The sequence below is a fragment of the Kocuria sp. ZOR0020 genome, assembly GCF_000800955.1.
GTDB lineage: Bacteria > Actinomycetota > Actinomycetes > Actinomycetales > Micrococcaceae > Kocuria > Kocuria subflava.
The window spans coordinates 1-14,942 of sequence record NZ_JROX01000037.1; the positions used below are offsets into that span (position 1 = coordinate 1).

Consider the following 14,942-nt stretch of genomic DNA (forward strand, 5'->3'; position numbering starts at 1 on the left):
GGAGGGTTCAGACCGCTTCTACACTCTCATTTGCGATGAGCCCGTTAATCCTAAACTCCACCACCTCACGGCGCGCCAAGCCTCCGCGAGAGGCCCTTTTTTGAGCGCTCATTGGAGAGAAGGACGCCGCCGATGGAATGCGGCATGCGCCAAAGGTTCAGTTCGAGAATTTAAACTCCACCACGTCGCCGCACATACCAACCTTAGAGATCACCATCCGATTCGATGCTTCCGAGGCGTGCGCCAAAGCCTGCGCAGAGTACGTGAGCATCCGTCAGCGCCATCCACCAGCACGTCCAGCTAACGGGTTCGCCTCCGTCGGAAGGGTCCTGTTCGCCGCACTTCCAGCGGTCCGGAACGTCCGGATCTACCAGCTCGAGTTGAAAGAAGTGCCGTTCGTGAACCTCGGGCTTTGCGGGCCACATGTCGTACGATTCAACGCCGAGCGAGCGAACGGTCCTGGCCGTGAGGCCGGTCTCTTCTCCCACCTCGCGCACGACGGCATCCGCAGGCGACTCAAACTCGGCGATCGACCCAGCGGGCACCTGCACACCGGTGATCTCCATCGGGAACTCGTCATGTGTAAACACGAGCAGCTTCCCTTGGTGGACGACGTACCCGACCGCCTTATTGACCGAACGTCTACCCATGCTCTCGATCGTCATTCCGCTTCGCCCCACCCGACCTCAGCAAGCACTTGAGCAAGCGCATCACTCGCGCTGGCGTCAGCGTCAAACACGATCTCACCCAGTTCGGGAATCCTGTCGGACTCGCGATACCAAGATGAGACCTGCTCTTCCGACACTTCAGCTGCGAGCGTCTTCGTGCGGTGCCTCCGCAGAGTTTCCTCCAACCCGAGTTCGTAGACGAACGCACGCGTAACACCGCGATGATCCCGTTGGAGTTGGGCGAGCATTTCACCATATATCTCCGAATGAAGGATCCCCTCAACAACGACATCCAGGCCGTTGTCGAGAGCAAAGCGAGCCGACATGTCGATGTAAGCCACGCTGAGAGCTTGGGGACGATCCCGAACGTGAAGGATCTCTCGGCGCAACGTATCGTGCCCCAGCAACGCCACTCCCCGCGGCCGCGCCGCCCTGATCGATTGGGCAAGGAGCGACTTTCCGCTTCCCGAGTTTCCCCGAATGATTATCAGTCGCGAGCACTGTGAGCCGGTCATCGATCTTTCGTAGTGCACCACGTTGTCACGATACGGCACCGCCGTCGACCAGTGCCCCACACTAACCGACGATCACTCGATCTCTCGACGTACGCCCGCCGCACGAGTCGAACCCGCCTGAGAACAGGCCATCCGAGGCCGCTTGCCGGCGACGCTCGCACACCCGCAGAAATGAGAACCAGCCCCTGCGGAAGCTCCGCAGGGGCCGATCAAAAGCGCAGGTCAGCGCAATAAGCGCTGGGCATCTCATGGTAGACCGGAACTCACCCATCGAGCCCAACCGGAGGGTCGAGAAGATAAAGCCCCTGGTCAGAGGCAATTTCTATACGTTAAACCTGAACTCCACCACATGCCCACAGTTACCAACCTGTTGCGCCAGGCCGCTCACTTGGTGCTCGCAGAGGTTGTGTTGTGTCGCCACGCGCGTCATGCACTCTTCTTCTTCGGCCGTTCGACCCAGAAATCTGAAATCCTCTTGGCTTTCCAGACAAGGATTCGTCGGCGCAACCAGCTAGGAGGTGCGCCAGTTCGATACGAAACACGGATTGCTGCGTTCACTGATGCGGCCAGGCCAGAGTATTTTGCGAGCAATTTGCCTGAATAAGTGCCCTCGATATTCACAACGGTCGCCATGTGATCCGCCGCAGTACGCAACTCCCTCAGAGCGTCATCAACACCAGGTAAGAAATACCTGATCCGCCTTCGCGTACCATCCACTCTCTGGCCGGCAGTCTTCGCCTTTTCTTGCCATTCCACCACGCTTTGGCCCAGCGTCGATCTCTTCTCCATAACATCGATCGAAGCCAGGATCGTGTAGATGTCTTCGCTTAGTTCTACGAGATACGGGGCAACGATCTCACGATGAGCCGCCTTCGCAGACGCCTGGCGATCCATTACCGCCGTCACGACCAGCGTGACGACCGAAACGAGAGCAGCGATACCAGCAGCAATGGTCGTCGCGAGACCTTGATCCATCCCTTCGCACCCTTTCGTAGATAGTCCCTAATCCCTCGCCGGGGGTCCCTAATCGTGGTCAAGCGAAGCGGAGACCTAGCCGTTCGTATGCTTGGAAGGGCTGGACACATGGCACTCCGATGGCCGCGGCAGCGTCGGGGAGCTTCACACGCTTCTTGGAATCCGGGCTGGGCACCTCGCGGGTAATGACTGTGGCGTTCAGCGCCTTGGCCTGGGCCACCAGCCTGAGGTCTGCCGACGCCATGAACTCATCGATCGCTGGTTGGGTGAACTCTCGAGTTGGCCCGACCGCCCATCCCACCAGGTCGCTGATAGCTGCGACCGAGTCGTCATCCTCTGCCAGCCAAAACTCGCCAGGGGTATTCTCGCGCACCCATGCACTCAGATCGTCCTCGCCGTCGGAGATCTCGTCGTATACGGCTTGGATGGAGCCGATGGTGCCGGCGACACTTTGCTCGTAAAGCCAGTTCCAGTAACGCGGAGCCAGATTGAAGGAGTAGTAGTGCCGACTCGCTTCGATGAATGCGTTGGCGTCAATCAGGTACATTCAGCCACGCACCATTCCCAAGTAGCTTGCGTACGAATCAAAGTTCTTCATGGATTTGAACGACATCAGGCGGGCGGCATCGGTGAACTGCGTACGACCCGCTATTGCGTCGCTGATCAGAGCACGAGAAAGCCGTGTGCCGATTCTGTACGGCTGGTTGTAGTTGAACTGTCCTCCGGGACCGGCTTCCGACCGCTCAAATCCACGGAGGCGCACGACCTCGGCATCGTAGTCGGCCTGGAAGTTTTCAAACTCGTACAGACGATCTCGACGAAGTGCTTGCAGGACCACGAGAGTTCCGCACCGGTAGTCGCTGGCGAGGCGTTCGATCTGTGCGGTGAGCCCCAGTCCGGAGACGGCCCGGTAGCGCTCACGCAAGTCCTCACCCGGAACCAGGAACTCGGACGCGACACGATTGCACCAGCGCTCGATCTCGCTCTGGGGTTCGTAGCGCAGGTCCTCGTCACTGATACCACCAACGCCCCTCCAGACATGAGCGAACTCGTGCGCCAGGGTGAAGAGCTGACCGTTGATGGTCTGCCGCGCGTTCACGAAGACGAGCGGAGCCATATCGTCAATGAGACTGAACCCGCGAAACTCATCTAGGTCCAATGGACGGTGAGTATTGTTCTCCACCATCGATGTGACGACTGTCAGTCCACCCAGAGCTTCGAACGCGGTCAACAGGCGCTTACGCTGATCGTTCCAATTGCCGACGCGGTTCCGGACCTCGTAGTTCAGCCCACGTCGCATGTCAGCTGCGGCTTCCGCTGGCGTCATGCCCGAGGCTCGGCCAACCACTGCCACTTCCGCGAACCCGTTGTCGATCGCGTAGTCCCGGTACCAGTCCTGTCGGCGAAGGCTCTGGTGCAGGACAGCCAGCAGGTTCACGGATGGACTGCGGTATCGCTCCCCCTCGAACCCCTCCCGGAAATCTTCGATAGGTAGCTCGATGGCGGGTGGGGCGGGCAGGAAGAAGTACCCATAGGCAGTGCCGGTGCGCGCGGCGAAATCGTGGAGTTGCTTAACCGTTGGTTCGGCCTCACCGCTAACCCAGCGATCAACTCCTGGGAACGCGCTAGCTACGGCGTCAGGGTCCGGCGCTCTATCTAACGCCCACAGGAGGACGTCTGGAGAGACCGGCACCCGCACGGTCATTGATTCTCCATAGCATGGGTCCTAGCGTCGGCAGGGCAACTGATCCTGATCATGGCATATGCGCAACTGCTAATGCCACCTCATACTGGGGTGTCGGCAGGAATTTTGCGCGCGCAAACCCGGTGGATGATGATCTTCGATGATACGGCCTCGCCGCAATGTTGAATCAGAACTCGACCAGCAGGACAAGCATTAAATTCCTGATCAGAGTAAAAATTAGTTGTTGAAGCGGAACTCCACCACGTCCCCGTCCTGCATGATGTAGTCCTTGCCCTCCATCCGGACTTTGCCCGCGGCCTTGGCGTCGGCCATGGAGCCGGCGGCCAGCAGGTCGGCAAAGGACACGATTTCTGCCTTGATGAAGCCCCGCTCAAAGTCAGTGTGGATCACTCCGGCGGCCTGCGGCGCGGTGGCACCCTTGCGCACGGTCCAGGCGCGGGATTCCTTGGGACCGGCGGTCAGGTAGGTCTGCAGCCCCAGGGTGGAGAAGCCCACGCGGGCCAGCTTGTCCAGGCCGGATTCTTCCTGGCCGGACATCTCCAGCATCTCGCGGGCTTCATCCTCGGAGAGTTCCACCAGCTCGGATTCCAGCTTGGCGTCCAGGAACACACACTCAGCGGGAGCCACCAACGCGGCCAGTTCGGCTTGTCGCTCAGCGGAACCCAGCACGCCGTCGTCGGCATTGAACACAAAAATGAACGGCTTGGCTGAGAGCAGCGTGAGGTCACGCAGCTGCTCCATGTCCAGCTCGGAGGCACGGGAGAACACGGTGTGCCCCTCCCCCAGCACCTCAAGGGCAGCCTGGTAGGCGGCCAACTTGGCGGGGTCGGCCTTCTTGATCTTGACTTGCTTCTCCAGTCGCGGGATGGCGTTCTCGAGCGTCTGCATGTCAGCCAGGATCAGCTCGGTGTTGATGGTCTCCATGTCAGATGCGGGGTTGACCGCACCGTCCACGTGAATCACGTCCGGGTCCTCGAAAGCACGGACCACCTGCGCAATGGCGTCGGCCTCCCGAATGTTGGCCAGGAACTGGTTTCCCAACCCCTCGCCTTCAGAGGCACCCTTCACAATGCCCGCGATGTCCACAAAGGACACGGTGGCAGGAACTTCACGCTCGGATCCGAACACGGATGCCAGCTGCCCCAGCCGTTCATCCGGCAGGTTCACCACACCCACGTTGGGCTCGATGGTGGCGAACGGGTAGTTCGCAGCCAGCACGGTGTTACGGGTCAGCGCGTTGAAGAGGGTCGACTTGCCAACGTTGGGCAGTCCCACGATTCCAATAGTTAAAGCCACGGAAGCCGAGTCTACCGGCCACAACGGACACCACAGCAACGACGACAGTACCCGCCGACTACCGCACAGCCCCCGGGTACTGCGGTGTTCCCGTCAGGTGCCTGGTGGGCAAAGTACAAGAAACCTGCCAGCACATCAGGACTGGGCCCGTAGTTGTTGGGGATCGCAGAGACGTTCTCCCCCATGTATCGGCGATTCTGCTCCTGGAGTTTTTTGCATCATGGGCGTGAGTTCAACAAAACGGCGCTGGGCGGCCGCAGGGGTCATGGTGAAAGCAGCCATCTTGGTCCGGCTGATTTCTTGCACCTGGACGGAGATCACCTCCTCCCACGCAACGTCAATGGGTGCCCGAGCGGGGAGGGTGCCTGCCGGCCCCAGGAGTCGAAATCCCCGCCGGTCAACCTCCAGACGACCACCACGGACAATCTGCACCAGGATGGCCGGAACACCCACCACGCACCCCTGCCATTTGTCATGCCCAAGACGTGACACACCCCAGATCCGCATTCCACGGAACCGCCACACACTGGAGCCATGAGCACCTCACTCACCTCCGCCAGTGACCTGAACGTCCCGGCCATCCAGCTGACCGACCTCCACAAGACCTTCAACACCCGCGGCGGCAAGGTTCACGCCGTGGACGGCATCGACTTGCAAATCAACTCCGGGGAAATCGTTGCCTTTCTGGGCCCCAATGGCGCCGGTAAGACCACCACTTTGGACATGATCCTGGGCTTCACCTCCCCCACCACCGGGACGTGTCAGGTGTACGGGTCCTCCCCGGCGCAGGCGGTCAAGCAGGGCCGGGTCTCTGCGGTGCTGCAGACCGGTGCGCTCTTGGATGACCTGACCGTCAAGGAAACGGTGTCCATGATCGCTTCCCAACACGGCCACCACATGCCCGTGGACCAAGCCTTGGCGCGGGCCGGGGCAGACACCTTCGCCACCCGCAAGGTCTCCAAGTGCTCGGGTGGCGAGCAGCAACGTCTGCGCTTTGCGCTAGCGCTGCTTTCCGAGCCAGACCTGCTCATCCTGGACGAGCCCACCGCCGGCATGGACGTCAACGCCCGCCGTGACTTCTGGGCCGCCATGCACGCGGAGGCCGAACGCGGCCGCACCATCGTGTTCGCCACCCATTACCTGGAGGAGGCTGAACAGTTCGCAGACCGCATTGTGGTCATCGCCGCCGGGCGCCTCCTGGCCGATGGCACCACGGAAGACATTCGCTCCTTGGGTGGTCTGCGCACGGTCTCGGTGGTGTGGAACGACGACGCCGAACCCTCCGTCGTCGTCGAATCCCTCCCCGCCGTGGAGGACTGGAGGCGTGAGAACAACCGTGTGGTGTTCACGGGATCTGACACGGATGCCATTGCCCGGCACCTTCTGAACCACACGGCCAGCACGGACCTGTTGATCTCCCAGGTCCCGTTGGAGGAAGCATTTGTGGATCTGACCCAGAACACGCGTTCGGCAGCGCACGGAAAGGACTGAACAGCCATGACAACGGCAACCCACACCCAGGAAAACCGCAACGGCCCGGCTGAACGGCCCGCCAAAGCGCCGAACCCGATCACCACCACGTTGCGCTACGCCGCCTATGACTGGCGCCGCCAAATACGCATGGTGGAGTCCTTGATTTTTGTGGTGGTGCTACCCACCGTCCTGTTCTGGATTTTTGGCATCAACACTGATTTCGCGGATTTTCCGTCCGGCCACGGCAATGTCTCCGGCACCACCGCCGTTGGAATGGCCACTTATGGTGCGGTCATAGCCACCACCAGCATCGCCGGCTCAGCGGCGGTGGAACGCTCCAAAGGGTGGGGCAGACTCCTGGCGCTGACCCCCATGCGGCAGTGGCAGTACGTGGCCGCCAAGGTGCTGGTGGCCTGTGCCATCGCCGCGCTACCGGTGATCCTGGTGTTCACGGTGGCCGCCCTGACCAATGGTGAGCTGGGCTCAACAGGTCGGTGGTTTGCCACCGCCGCCATCATCGTGGGTGGTTCGGCCGTTTTTGCACTCTACGGTTTGATGTTCGGCCTGCTCTTCCGAACGGAAGGTGCAGTCAGTGCAGCCACGGGCCTGCTGGTGGTGCTGGCCTTCTTTGGAAACCTGTTCATGCCGCTGTCCGGAACCATGCTGGAGATCGCCAAGTTCACCCCGCTCTACGGGCTGCGGGGGCTGGCCACCTGGCCACAGATGGAAGGCGCGCTCAACAGCGCCACCGGTGAGACCCTTGCACCTGACACCTTGGGGCAACTGATCACTAATCTGGTGGTGTGGACAGTGATCTTCGGCGTCTTGGCTCTGCTGGCCGCCCGGCGCGGCACCAAGCGCGCATGAACAACTCCGCAGCACTCAACCAGTCCGTTGATCCCTACGGTCGGCCGACCGCCGATGCCCTGGCTGAGGTTGGTTATCCCTCCATCTGGCTGATCTTCATGATCTTCCCAACGGTTGCACTCTTCCAGTCAGAGGCCGATGCACCGTTGCGGGTGCTGGGAGCCGCAGCCATCCTGGCGTTCTGCGGGCTCTACATGGCCTCCTGGTGGTGGACCACACCATTGCCGCACCTCAGCGCCACCGCCAACGCGTTCTTGTGGTGTGCCGCCCTCAGCCTGGCAACGCTGGCCCTGGTGCCCGCCGTGGGTGCCAATGCCATGTCCACGGGCCCGTTTCTGATTGCCAGTTTGGCCTTCAAACTGCGTCTGCGTATGGCTGTGCTTGCAGTGATTCCACTGATCGCGGCGTTTGTGATCATCGCCTTCCAGCTCGGCAGCCCATACGTGTATTGGGTGCCGTCCATGATGGCCGGCTCGGGTTTCCTGATGTTGGGAATCGCCACCTTCATGGAGCGCGAGGACCAGGCCAAGGGGCTGCAGCATGACCTGGACCTGGCACGTCAGAGGGAGAACATCGGCCGTGACGTGCACGATCTGCTGGGCCATTCGCTGACCGTGATCACCGTCAAGACCGAACTGGCGCGCAAACTCCTGGCGAGGGACCCGGACCGGGCCGCTGCCGAACTGGACGAGGTCCTAGCGCTTTCCCGTGAGGCCTTGGGTGAGGTCCGGGCCACCGTGGGTCAACTGCGGACACCCGAATGGTCCGCCCAGTTGGCTTCTGCCCGGACCGCGCTGCGAGCAGCGCGTATTGAGGCCAAGTTGCCGTCTCCGGCCGTGGAGATCCCCACCGAGCAGCGAGCCCTGCTGGCATGGTGTCTGCGCGAATCCGTCACCAACGTGATTCGCCATTCCCGGGCCACACGGTGTGCCGTGGAAGCCGGCCCTGGGCGACTGGTGGTCAGCGACGACGGCGTGGGGATGGCATCACCGCGTTTTGGCAACGGCCTGAACGGCATGGAGGACCGGGTGCGCGAGGCTGGTGGGACCTTGAGCACGGCTGCGGCATCCACCAACGCCGAGAGGCCGGGACTACGAGTGAAGGTGGCGTTGCCGTGACTGAATCCATCCGGCTGCTCCTGGCAGATGATCAGGCCCTGGTCCGGGGAGCCCTGGCGGCCTTGTTGTCCCTGGAGGCCGACTTGGAAGTGGTGGCACAAACAGGGACGGGCAGCGACGTCGTCGAACTGGTCCGTGAGCACCGCGTGGATGTTGCTCTGTTGGACATTGAGATGCCGGGGCTTGACGGCATTGACACCGCCCGCGCTCTGCGTGAGGCCGGGCTGCCCTGCAAGTCCCTGGTGGTGACCACGTTCGGACGGCCAGGGTATCTGCGCCGCGCATTGGAGGCCGGTGCCAGCGGATTTGTTGTCAAGGACACCCCGGCAGACGATTTGGCGCAGGCCGTCCGTGCAGTCTTTGCGGGACGGCGCGTGATCGATCCCTCGTTGGCGGAGGAATCCTTGGTCAGCGGCAACAACCCCCTCACGGAGCGCGAACAGGATGTGTTACGTGCCGCCCTGAGTGGTCATTCGGTCAAGGAGCTGGCGGAGCAACTGAGCTTGTCACCGGGAACAGTACGCAATCATCTGTCCTCTGCCATTGGTAAAACACAGGCTGGAAATCGCGCGGAGGCAGCGTTGACCGCGCAGCAGAATGGATGGCTCTGAGGTCAACGGGCAGAATTGTGCCATGGCTCACACCTCACCCTCCTCGGATCAACTGGACACCACTGAATCCAAAGGCATTCTGCGGATCATCACCTACGCCGGCGCAATCATTGCCTTTCTGATCGGCTCGGGATTCGCCACCGGCCAGGAGATCTTGCAGTACTTCACCTCCTACGGTTACTGGGGTGTGTTCGGCACCGGAGCCGTGGTGTTGGTCCTCATGACTTACGTCTGCGTGGAATTCCTGGTCACGGGCCAGGCTCAGCAGTTCAACCACCCCTCACGGATCTTCCACCACTACTGCGGCAAGTACCTGGGGATCTTCTTCGACTACTTCTCCATCGTGTTCGTGTTCCTCAGCTTCACCGTCATGGTGGCCGGTGCCGGTGCCGTGTTCCAGGAGCACTACGGCTTGTCCAAATACATCGGTGGCATCGGCCTGGCCGTTGCGGTGGGCCTCACGGTCTGGTTCGGGCTCACCCGGCTGGTGGACGTGATCGGCAAGATTGGACCGCTGATTGTGGTGATCGCCGTCGCCCTGGGGATCCTGGGCATCCTGCAAGGCAGCGACGGCGTGGCCCACGGCAACTCTCTGCTCTCCGGTCTGGAGCTGACCCAGGCCTCCACCAACTGGTTCCTGGCAGGACTGTCCTACGTGGGGTTCTGCATGTTGTGGCTGGCGGCCTTCCTGACCGCACTGGGAAAGACCTCCCGCAACTCAAGGCAGGCTGCTGCCGGTGGGCTGTTGGGCGGTGCGGCATTCTCCATGGCCTGCATTGTGGTTGGTCTGGGACTGCTGGCCAACATCACTCGCGTCAACGGAACCGAGATCCCCATGTTGGTCCTGGCCTCCGACCTCAGCCCCCTGCTGGCCTCCGGGTTCTCCCTGATCATCCTGGCAGGCATCTACACCACGGCCGTACCGCTGTTGTGGACGGTCTCAGCTCGGTTTGTTCCGGAGCAGACCAAGGCATTCACGGCCTTGACCTTGATCCTGGCCGCACTGGGAACGCTGATCGGCCTGGTGCTGCCCTTCTCCCAGATGGTCAATATCGTCTACGTGATCAACGGGTACGTGGGCATCCTGTTGTTGGTGTTGATGCTGGCCAAGACAGCACTGCGGCTGTTCAGCAACCGTTCCGGCGCTCTTACTGCCGGTCAGGTCTGAGGCAGGCGTCGCTGCGCCTGCCGGTTCGCTTGTGTTGTCTTAGCCCTCTGGCACGCTGAGACCATGGAAACAACTACCTCCACGTTGCTGGTGTTGCCTCTGGTGCTGCTGGCGGTGGGCCTGGCGGCTGGCTTGGTCATCGGGTGGGTCCTGGGTGCCCGCCGAACCTCCCCCCAGCAGGAGTCCAGCCACCTGGAACTGCAGCAGTTGCGGACTGAGAACAATCACTTGGGCCAGGAACATGCCGCAGCTGTGGCTGCGGCGCGATTGCAGGGTGAACGTGTCCAGGAGTTGGAGGACCGCGCGGCACAGGACCAGGACATGCTGCGTGCCCTGGCACCCCTGACGGATCGGATGCGCCAGATCCAGGACCACGTGGTGCGCTTGGAGAAGGACCGGGCTCAGCAATTCGGCGACGTCTCCCGAGCCCTTCAGGCCGCTCGGGAAACCGACCGGGATCTGCAGCGGGTGACAGGTGCGTTGGAAGGATCCCTGCGGTCCAATTCAGCCCGAGGCACCTGGGGTGAGATGCAACTGCGCCGGGTGGTGGAGGCAGCAGGGATGCTCAGCCACGTGGACTTCTCCGAACAGGTGCACCTGGCCACGGACGCTGGCGCCTACCGGCCGGACATGGTGGTGCACCTACCCGGTGATCAAAAAATTGTGGTGGATGCCAAAGCTCCCCTGTCCGCGTACCTGCAGGCTCAACAGGTGAGCGGTGCGGGCCCCTCTCAAGACCCCACGGGCTCGGCGGCCGGAGCAACTGCCAAGAACCAGGCAGCACATCTGGCAGCGCATGCCAAGGCGGTACGGGCCCATGTGGAGGAGTTGGGCAGGAAGAAGTATTGGGAGGCCTTGGGGCACTCCCCTGACCTGGTGCTGTGTTTCATCCCTGCGGAGTCCGCGCTGGCAGCAGCACTGGAGGCAGACCCCACATTGTTGGATCATGCGGCAGCCCGCAACGTCGCATTGGTCTCCCCGGTGTCCCTGCTGGCGTCACTGAAAGCTGTGGCCTTTTCCTGGCGTCAAGAGTCCCTGGCCCAGGAGGCCACCGAACTCCTGCGACTCTCCCGGGAGCTGTATGACCGTCTGGGCACGGCCGGTTCACATCTGAGCAAGATGGGCAATTCCTTGCGCCGCAGCGTGGAGCAGTACAACGAGCTTGTTGGCTCACTGGAACGCCGGGTACTGCCCACGGCGCGCAAACTCAACGACTTGGACCCCACCGCAGCGGCCGATCCTCGGTTGGAGATCACCCCCGTGGAGGCGCAACCCAAGGTGATCACGGCACCGGAGCTGCTGACGGGCGCCGAACACCAGGACCAGTGAGGGCTGACGCGCTCCACCGGATTGGATCATCAACTGCCCGATCGCATCACCAACAGCCTGAACTGATGCGGGCCAACCCGTTCGGATCCGGGCCAGCCTGATCTGATCTACAACCTCCCGGTGGAAGGTGTCCGTGCGGCAGCCCTTCTGACTCAGCGGTTGGGGCGCGCTCCGCGGCCACCCAGGTTGCGGTCGGCGTCACCATCAGCAGTCAGCCGCGCACGCAACTCCTTGGGCAGGGAGAACAGAATGTCCTCCGCAGCGGTGACCACTTCCTCGATCTCCCCGTAGCCGTAGTCGGCCAGCAGAGCCAGGACATCACGCACCAGAACCTCGGGCACGGAGGCCCCGGAGGTCACGCCGACGGTGGCCACACCTTCAAACCAGGCTTCATCCACCTGGTTGGCGTTGTCCACGCGTTCTGCGCGGTCGGCACCGTATTCGGCGGCGACTTCCTTCAGCCTCACGGAGTTGGAAGAGTTGGAGGAGCCCACCACAATCACCAGGTCCGCACGTGGTGCGATCTCCTTGATGGCACCCTGCCGGTTGGAGGTGGCGTAGCAGATGTCATCCGAAGGCGGATCCTGCAGGTTGGGGAATCGTTTGCGCAGACGCGTCACGGTCTCCAGCGCCTCGTCCACGCTCAACGTGGTCTGGGAGAGCCACACCAGGTTGTCCGGGTCATCCACCTCAATGGTGTCAGCGTCCTCGGGGCTGTTGACAATGATGGTCTGATCCGGCGCCTCGCCGTAGGTGCCCTCGACCTCCTCGTGCCCCACGTGCCCGATCAGCAGAATCTGCTGGCCGCGCTTGGCAAAGCGCACTGCTTCCCGGTGCACCTTGGTCACCAATGGGCAGGTGGCGTCAATGGTCTCCAGGTTTTTCTCCGCTGCAGATTGCACCACTGCAGGTGAGACACCGTGAGCGGAGAACACCAACAGGGAACCCTCCGGAACCTCGTCCACTTCCTCCACGAACACCGCACCCTGTGCTTCCAGGGTCTCCACCACGTGCTTGTTGTGCACGATCTGCTTACGCACATACACGGGAGCCCCGTAGTGCTCCAGGGCCTTCTCCACAGCGATCACGGCACGGTCAACACCGGCGCAGTACCCACGAGGCGAGGCCAGCAGGACCTTCTTGGGGCCGTCCACGGGCGCTGCAGCAGCAACTTCTTCCGGGGTGCGGCGGAGACGCGGAACAGACGGCATGGCAAGTGCTACGGGCGTGGACATGTCCCCCATCGTACGGGGTCACTGCTGACAGGTAACCTGCTGAGCCAAGCCGTGATGAGGATCGCAGACTCCTACGCTTCTGCGGTGAGACGGGCCCTCTGCCGAGTTGGGCCACCTCAGATCTCCACCACGCGGCGTCGTCGTTGATCTTGGGTGAGCGTGTGTCCCGTTTCCCAACTGTCCCGGGAACCGGAGCGCCACAGCAGCCGAGCGGCGGCCAGCAACGCCCCCACGACGGCGACCGCCACCCCTCCCCACAGCCACGGCGCCAGGGTGTGGTCCATGCCCGTGAGCAGAATCTGGAAGACCCGCTCCACCAGACTGCGCCCCACGTCCTGCAGGTCTGGTGAGGCCAGGACGGTGGACGTCAGCTCCTGAGCACCACGCTGGGCCAGCACTGCCGCAGTGGCCGCACCCACACCGGCTCCCACCAGGACCCATTCCCGGTGGCGACTCAGCAGCGCAGCCAACACCAGGGCTGCCACACCGCCCCACAGCAACAGCGGTGCCTGGACGGTGGAATCGGCAATGGTGTCAAAGGCAGGGCCTGTGGCTGAATCCCGCACCACAATGATTCCGTCCTGACCGCCCAGCCCCTCCTGGTCGCGGAGATCCAGATTCAGGCGCACGCCCAGCGTGTCTTGCAGCCGGTCCTCGATGTGGGACTCCAGCGACCCCACCACGGGCGCCACGTACAGCTCCAAGTCCTCCGGAGCACCGTCCCCAGATGTTTCCGGTAACGAGCCGGCAGGTTCAATGTTGATCTGGTGTGTGGTCAGCAGGACGTCATTCCAGTCATCCACGTACTGATCGGAGTCAACGTATTCGCGGATGTAACCGGCGATGCGGCGATCTGCCATGTCCTTGAGGGCTCCACTGAAGGGCACCGCCCCCAGGTCTTGGCCCTGGACGGCATCCGAGGCCTGGGTCACGGCAGTGTCCGTCAACTCCTGCTGCAGAGATTCATCGTGGACGAGTTCCTGGGAGATCTGCGCAAACCCGTCCCTGTCCACCAGAGAATCCTGCAACCACTGGAGAGTCACACCGACCACCACGGCGGCGGCTCCAGCCAGTGCCAGAACGAACCCCAGAACCGTGCGCAGCACTCCCACCCAGCCACGCAGACGGCGGGACCGGGAACTCTTCAGCTCTGATTCGCCCAACGGGGCCTCCGAACATGACGGGATGACGTGCGGGGTCTTTGACAAGCCCATGGAATCCACGGCCCACCAACCTCCAACAGCTGCCACCCTACGCGGAACCTCGGGCCGTCTCCGCTCCACAGCCGTCTCTTGCCCAATGACCGTTCGAGCTTGTCCACGGACTCGTGACTTTTCCGCGCGGATCAGCGGTGGGCTGTCCGTGCAGGGTGGTAGGCATGTGTTCATGAGTTCTGACGACGCCGATCAGCCCGCCCAGGAGCGCAGCCTCCCGCCGCGCGCTGGACTCACCACGCCGGAGAATCCTTGGCCGTTGCGTCTGCTCTCCGAGAACCTCCACGCCTACATTGCCCGCTGTGACCCCACCTGGGTTGAGGGACAGGTGGTGGAACTGAACCAGCGCGCCCGGGTGACCTACTTGACCTTGCGGGACGTGGACGAGGAAGTCTCCGTGCCCGTCACCCTGTTCGCCCGTGAAATGGCCCAGATGGAGACCCCTCTGGAACGCGGGATGCGCGTGGTGGCACAGATCAAACCGGACTTCTGGACCAAGACCGGCCGGTTGTCCATGATCGGGCAGGGTGTCCGGCCCGTGGGGCTGGGGGATCTGCTGGTCAGGATCGAACGTCTGCGCCGCGCCTTGGCGGACGAGGGCCTGTTCGATGCCGACCGCAAGAAACCCCTGCCACCCTTGCCGCAGCGGGTTGGCCTGATCACCGGGCGCAACTCGGATGCGGAAAAGGATGTGGTCCGCAACGCCCGGCTGCGGTGGCCCGCCGTCGAATTCGAAATCCGCAATGTGGCCGTCCAAGGAACCAGCGC

General features: G+C 62.4%; 16 protein-coding genes. 7 read left to right on the forward strand and 9 right to left on the reverse strand.

Going from position 1 to position 14,942, the window contains the following annotated elements; all coding sequences use genetic code 11:
- Positions 1-203: 203 nt before the first annotated feature.
- The 7 genes from L979_RS02490 to L979_RS02520 all read right to left on the reverse strand — a co-directional run bounded on the left by L979_RS02490 (position 204) and on the right by L979_RS02520 (position 5,651).
- Complete coding sequence (locus L979_RS02490; protein ID WP_047688807.1) at positions 204-665, reverse strand: NUDIX domain-containing protein; 462 nt, start codon at positions 663-665, stop codon at positions 204-206.
- Positions 662-1,183, reverse strand: coding sequence for an AAA family ATPase (locus L979_RS15760; protein ID WP_047688833.1), 522 nt, complete (start codon positions 1,181-1,183; stop codon positions 662-664). The genes L979_RS02490 and L979_RS15760 overlap by 4 nt, the downstream gene beginning before the upstream one ends.
- A gap of 426 nt (positions 1,184-1,609) precedes the next feature.
- Complete coding sequence (locus tag L979_RS02500; RefSeq protein ID WP_047688809.1) at positions 1,610-2,158, reverse strand: hypothetical protein; 549 nt, start codon at positions 2,156-2,158, stop codon at positions 1,610-1,612.
- A gap of 58 nt (positions 2,159-2,216) precedes the next feature.
- Positions 2,217-2,705 (reverse strand): DUF4411 family protein, encoded by a 489-nt coding sequence (locus L979_RS02505; protein WP_047688811.1) that lies wholly within the window; start codon positions 2,703-2,705, stop codon positions 2,217-2,219.
- Positions 2,706-3,863 carry an ImmA/IrrE family metallo-endopeptidase gene (locus L979_RS02510; protein WP_047688814.1) on the reverse strand — a complete coding sequence of 386 codons (1,158 nt, stop codon included), beginning with the start codon at positions 3,861-3,863 and terminating at the stop codon, positions 2,706-2,708.
- A gap of 216 nt (positions 3,864-4,079) precedes the next feature.
- A complete protein-coding gene (ychF, locus tag L979_RS02515) occupies positions 4,080-5,159 on the reverse strand; it encodes a redox-regulated ATPase YchF (RefSeq protein ID WP_047688816.1) in 1,080 nt (359 codons plus the stop codon).
- A 135-nt stretch (positions 5,160-5,294) separates the two neighbouring features.
- Entirely contained in the window at positions 5,295-5,651 is a 357-nt protein-coding gene (locus tag L979_RS02520; protein ID WP_156125320.1) for a hypothetical protein, read from the reverse strand.
- A 42-nt stretch (positions 5,652-5,693) separates the two neighbouring features.
- On the opposite strand from L979_RS02520, the gene L979_RS02525 reads away from it, so the two are divergent.
- The 6 genes from L979_RS02525 to L979_RS02550 all read left to right on the forward strand — a co-directional run bounded on the left by L979_RS02525 (position 5,694) and on the right by L979_RS02550 (position 11,725).
- On the forward strand, positions 5,694-6,650 hold the full coding sequence (locus L979_RS02525; RefSeq protein ID WP_047688822.1) for an ABC transporter ATP-binding protein: 957 nt from the start codon (positions 5,694-5,696) through the stop codon (positions 6,648-6,650).
- A 6-nt stretch (positions 6,651-6,656) separates the two neighbouring features.
- Positions 6,657-7,499: an ABC transporter permease gene (locus L979_RS02530; RefSeq protein WP_081993632.1), complete on the forward strand. Its 843-nt coding sequence runs from the start codon at positions 6,657-6,659 to the stop codon at positions 7,497-7,499.
- Positions 7,496-8,617 carry a sensor histidine kinase gene (locus L979_RS16620; protein WP_052209375.1) on the forward strand — a complete coding sequence of 374 codons (1,122 nt, stop codon included), beginning with the start codon at positions 7,496-7,498 and terminating at the stop codon, positions 8,615-8,617. Before L979_RS02530 ends, L979_RS16620 begins: the two co-directional genes overlap by 4 nt.
- The gene (locus tag L979_RS02540) at positions 8,614-9,228 is read left to right on the forward strand and encodes a response regulator transcription factor (protein ID WP_047688825.1); all 615 of its coding nucleotides are present in this window, start codon (positions 8,614-8,616) and stop codon (positions 9,226-9,228) included. Before L979_RS16620 ends, L979_RS02540 begins: the two co-directional genes overlap by 4 nt.
- Positions 9,229-9,250: 22 nt before the next feature.
- A complete protein-coding gene (locus L979_RS02545; protein ID WP_052209376.1) occupies positions 9,251-10,396 on the forward strand; it encodes a hypothetical protein in 1,146 nt (381 codons plus the stop codon).
- A gap of 63 nt (positions 10,397-10,459) precedes the next feature.
- Entirely contained in the window at positions 10,460-11,725 is a 1,266-nt protein-coding gene (locus L979_RS02550) for a DNA recombination protein RmuC (RefSeq protein ID WP_047688828.1), read from the forward strand.
- Positions 11,726-11,877: 152 nt separating this feature from the next.
- Here L979_RS02550 and L979_RS02555 read toward each other — a convergent pair whose 3' ends face one another.
- Complete coding sequence (locus tag L979_RS02555) at positions 11,878-12,960, reverse strand: 4-hydroxy-3-methylbut-2-enyl diphosphate reductase (RefSeq protein WP_047688844.1); 1,083 nt, start codon at positions 12,958-12,960, stop codon at positions 11,878-11,880.
- Positions 12,961-13,076: 116 nt separating this feature from the next.
- A complete protein-coding gene (locus tag L979_RS02560; RefSeq protein WP_047688830.1) occupies positions 13,077-14,210 on the reverse strand; it encodes a hypothetical protein in 1,134 nt (377 codons plus the stop codon).
- Between the two features lie 136 nt (positions 14,211-14,346).
- On the opposite strand from L979_RS02560, the gene L979_RS02565 reads away from it, so the two are divergent.
- Positions 14,347-14,942, forward strand: a 596-nt coding sequence (locus L979_RS02565) for an exodeoxyribonuclease VII large subunit (RefSeq protein ID WP_047688846.1), incomplete at its 3' end; no start/stop codon positions are given.

What these genes read in the sequence shown, in the direction of transcription:
- L979_RS02530 (WP_081993632.1), top strand. Translation starts at nt 6,657, where the DNA reads ATGACAACGGCAACCCACACCCAGGAAAACCGCAACGGCCCGGCTGAA.
- L979_RS02525 (WP_047688822.1), top strand. Translation starts at nt 5,694, where the DNA reads ATGAGCACCTCACTCACCTCCGCCAGTGACCTGAACGTCCCGGCCATC.
- L979_RS02555 (WP_047688844.1), bottom strand. Translation starts at nt 12,960, where the DNA reads ATGTCCACGCCCGTAGCACTTGCCATGCCGTCTGTTCCGCGTCTCCGC.
- L979_RS16620 (WP_052209375.1), top strand. Translation starts at nt 7,496, where the DNA reads ATGAACAACTCCGCAGCACTCAACCAGTCCGTTGATCCCTACGGTCGG.
- L979_RS02505 (WP_047688811.1), bottom strand. Translation starts at nt 2,705, where the DNA reads ATGTACCTGATTGACGCCAACGCATTCATCGAAGCGAGTCGGCACTAC.
- L979_RS02550 (WP_047688828.1), top strand. Translation starts at nt 10,460, where the DNA reads ATGGAAACAACTACCTCCACGTTGCTGGTGTTGCCTCTGGTGCTGCTG.
- L979_RS15760 (WP_047688833.1), bottom strand. Translation starts at nt 1,183, where the DNA reads ATGACCGGCTCACAGTGCTCGCGACTGATAATCATTCGGGGAAACTCG.
- L979_RS02500 (WP_047688809.1), bottom strand. Translation starts at nt 2,158, where the DNA reads ATGGATCAAGGTCTCGCGACGACCATTGCTGCTGGTATCGCTGCTCTC.
- L979_RS02490 (WP_047688807.1), bottom strand. Translation starts at nt 665, where the DNA reads ATGACGATCGAGAGCATGGGTAGACGTTCGGTCAATAAGGCGGTCGGG.
- L979_RS02510 (WP_047688814.1), bottom strand. Translation starts at nt 3,863, where the DNA reads ATGACCGTGCGGGTGCCGGTCTCTCCAGACGTCCTCCTGTGGGCGTTA.
- L979_RS02545 (WP_052209376.1), top strand. Translation starts at nt 9,251, where the DNA reads ATGGCTCACACCTCACCCTCCTCGGATCAACTGGACACCACTGAATCC.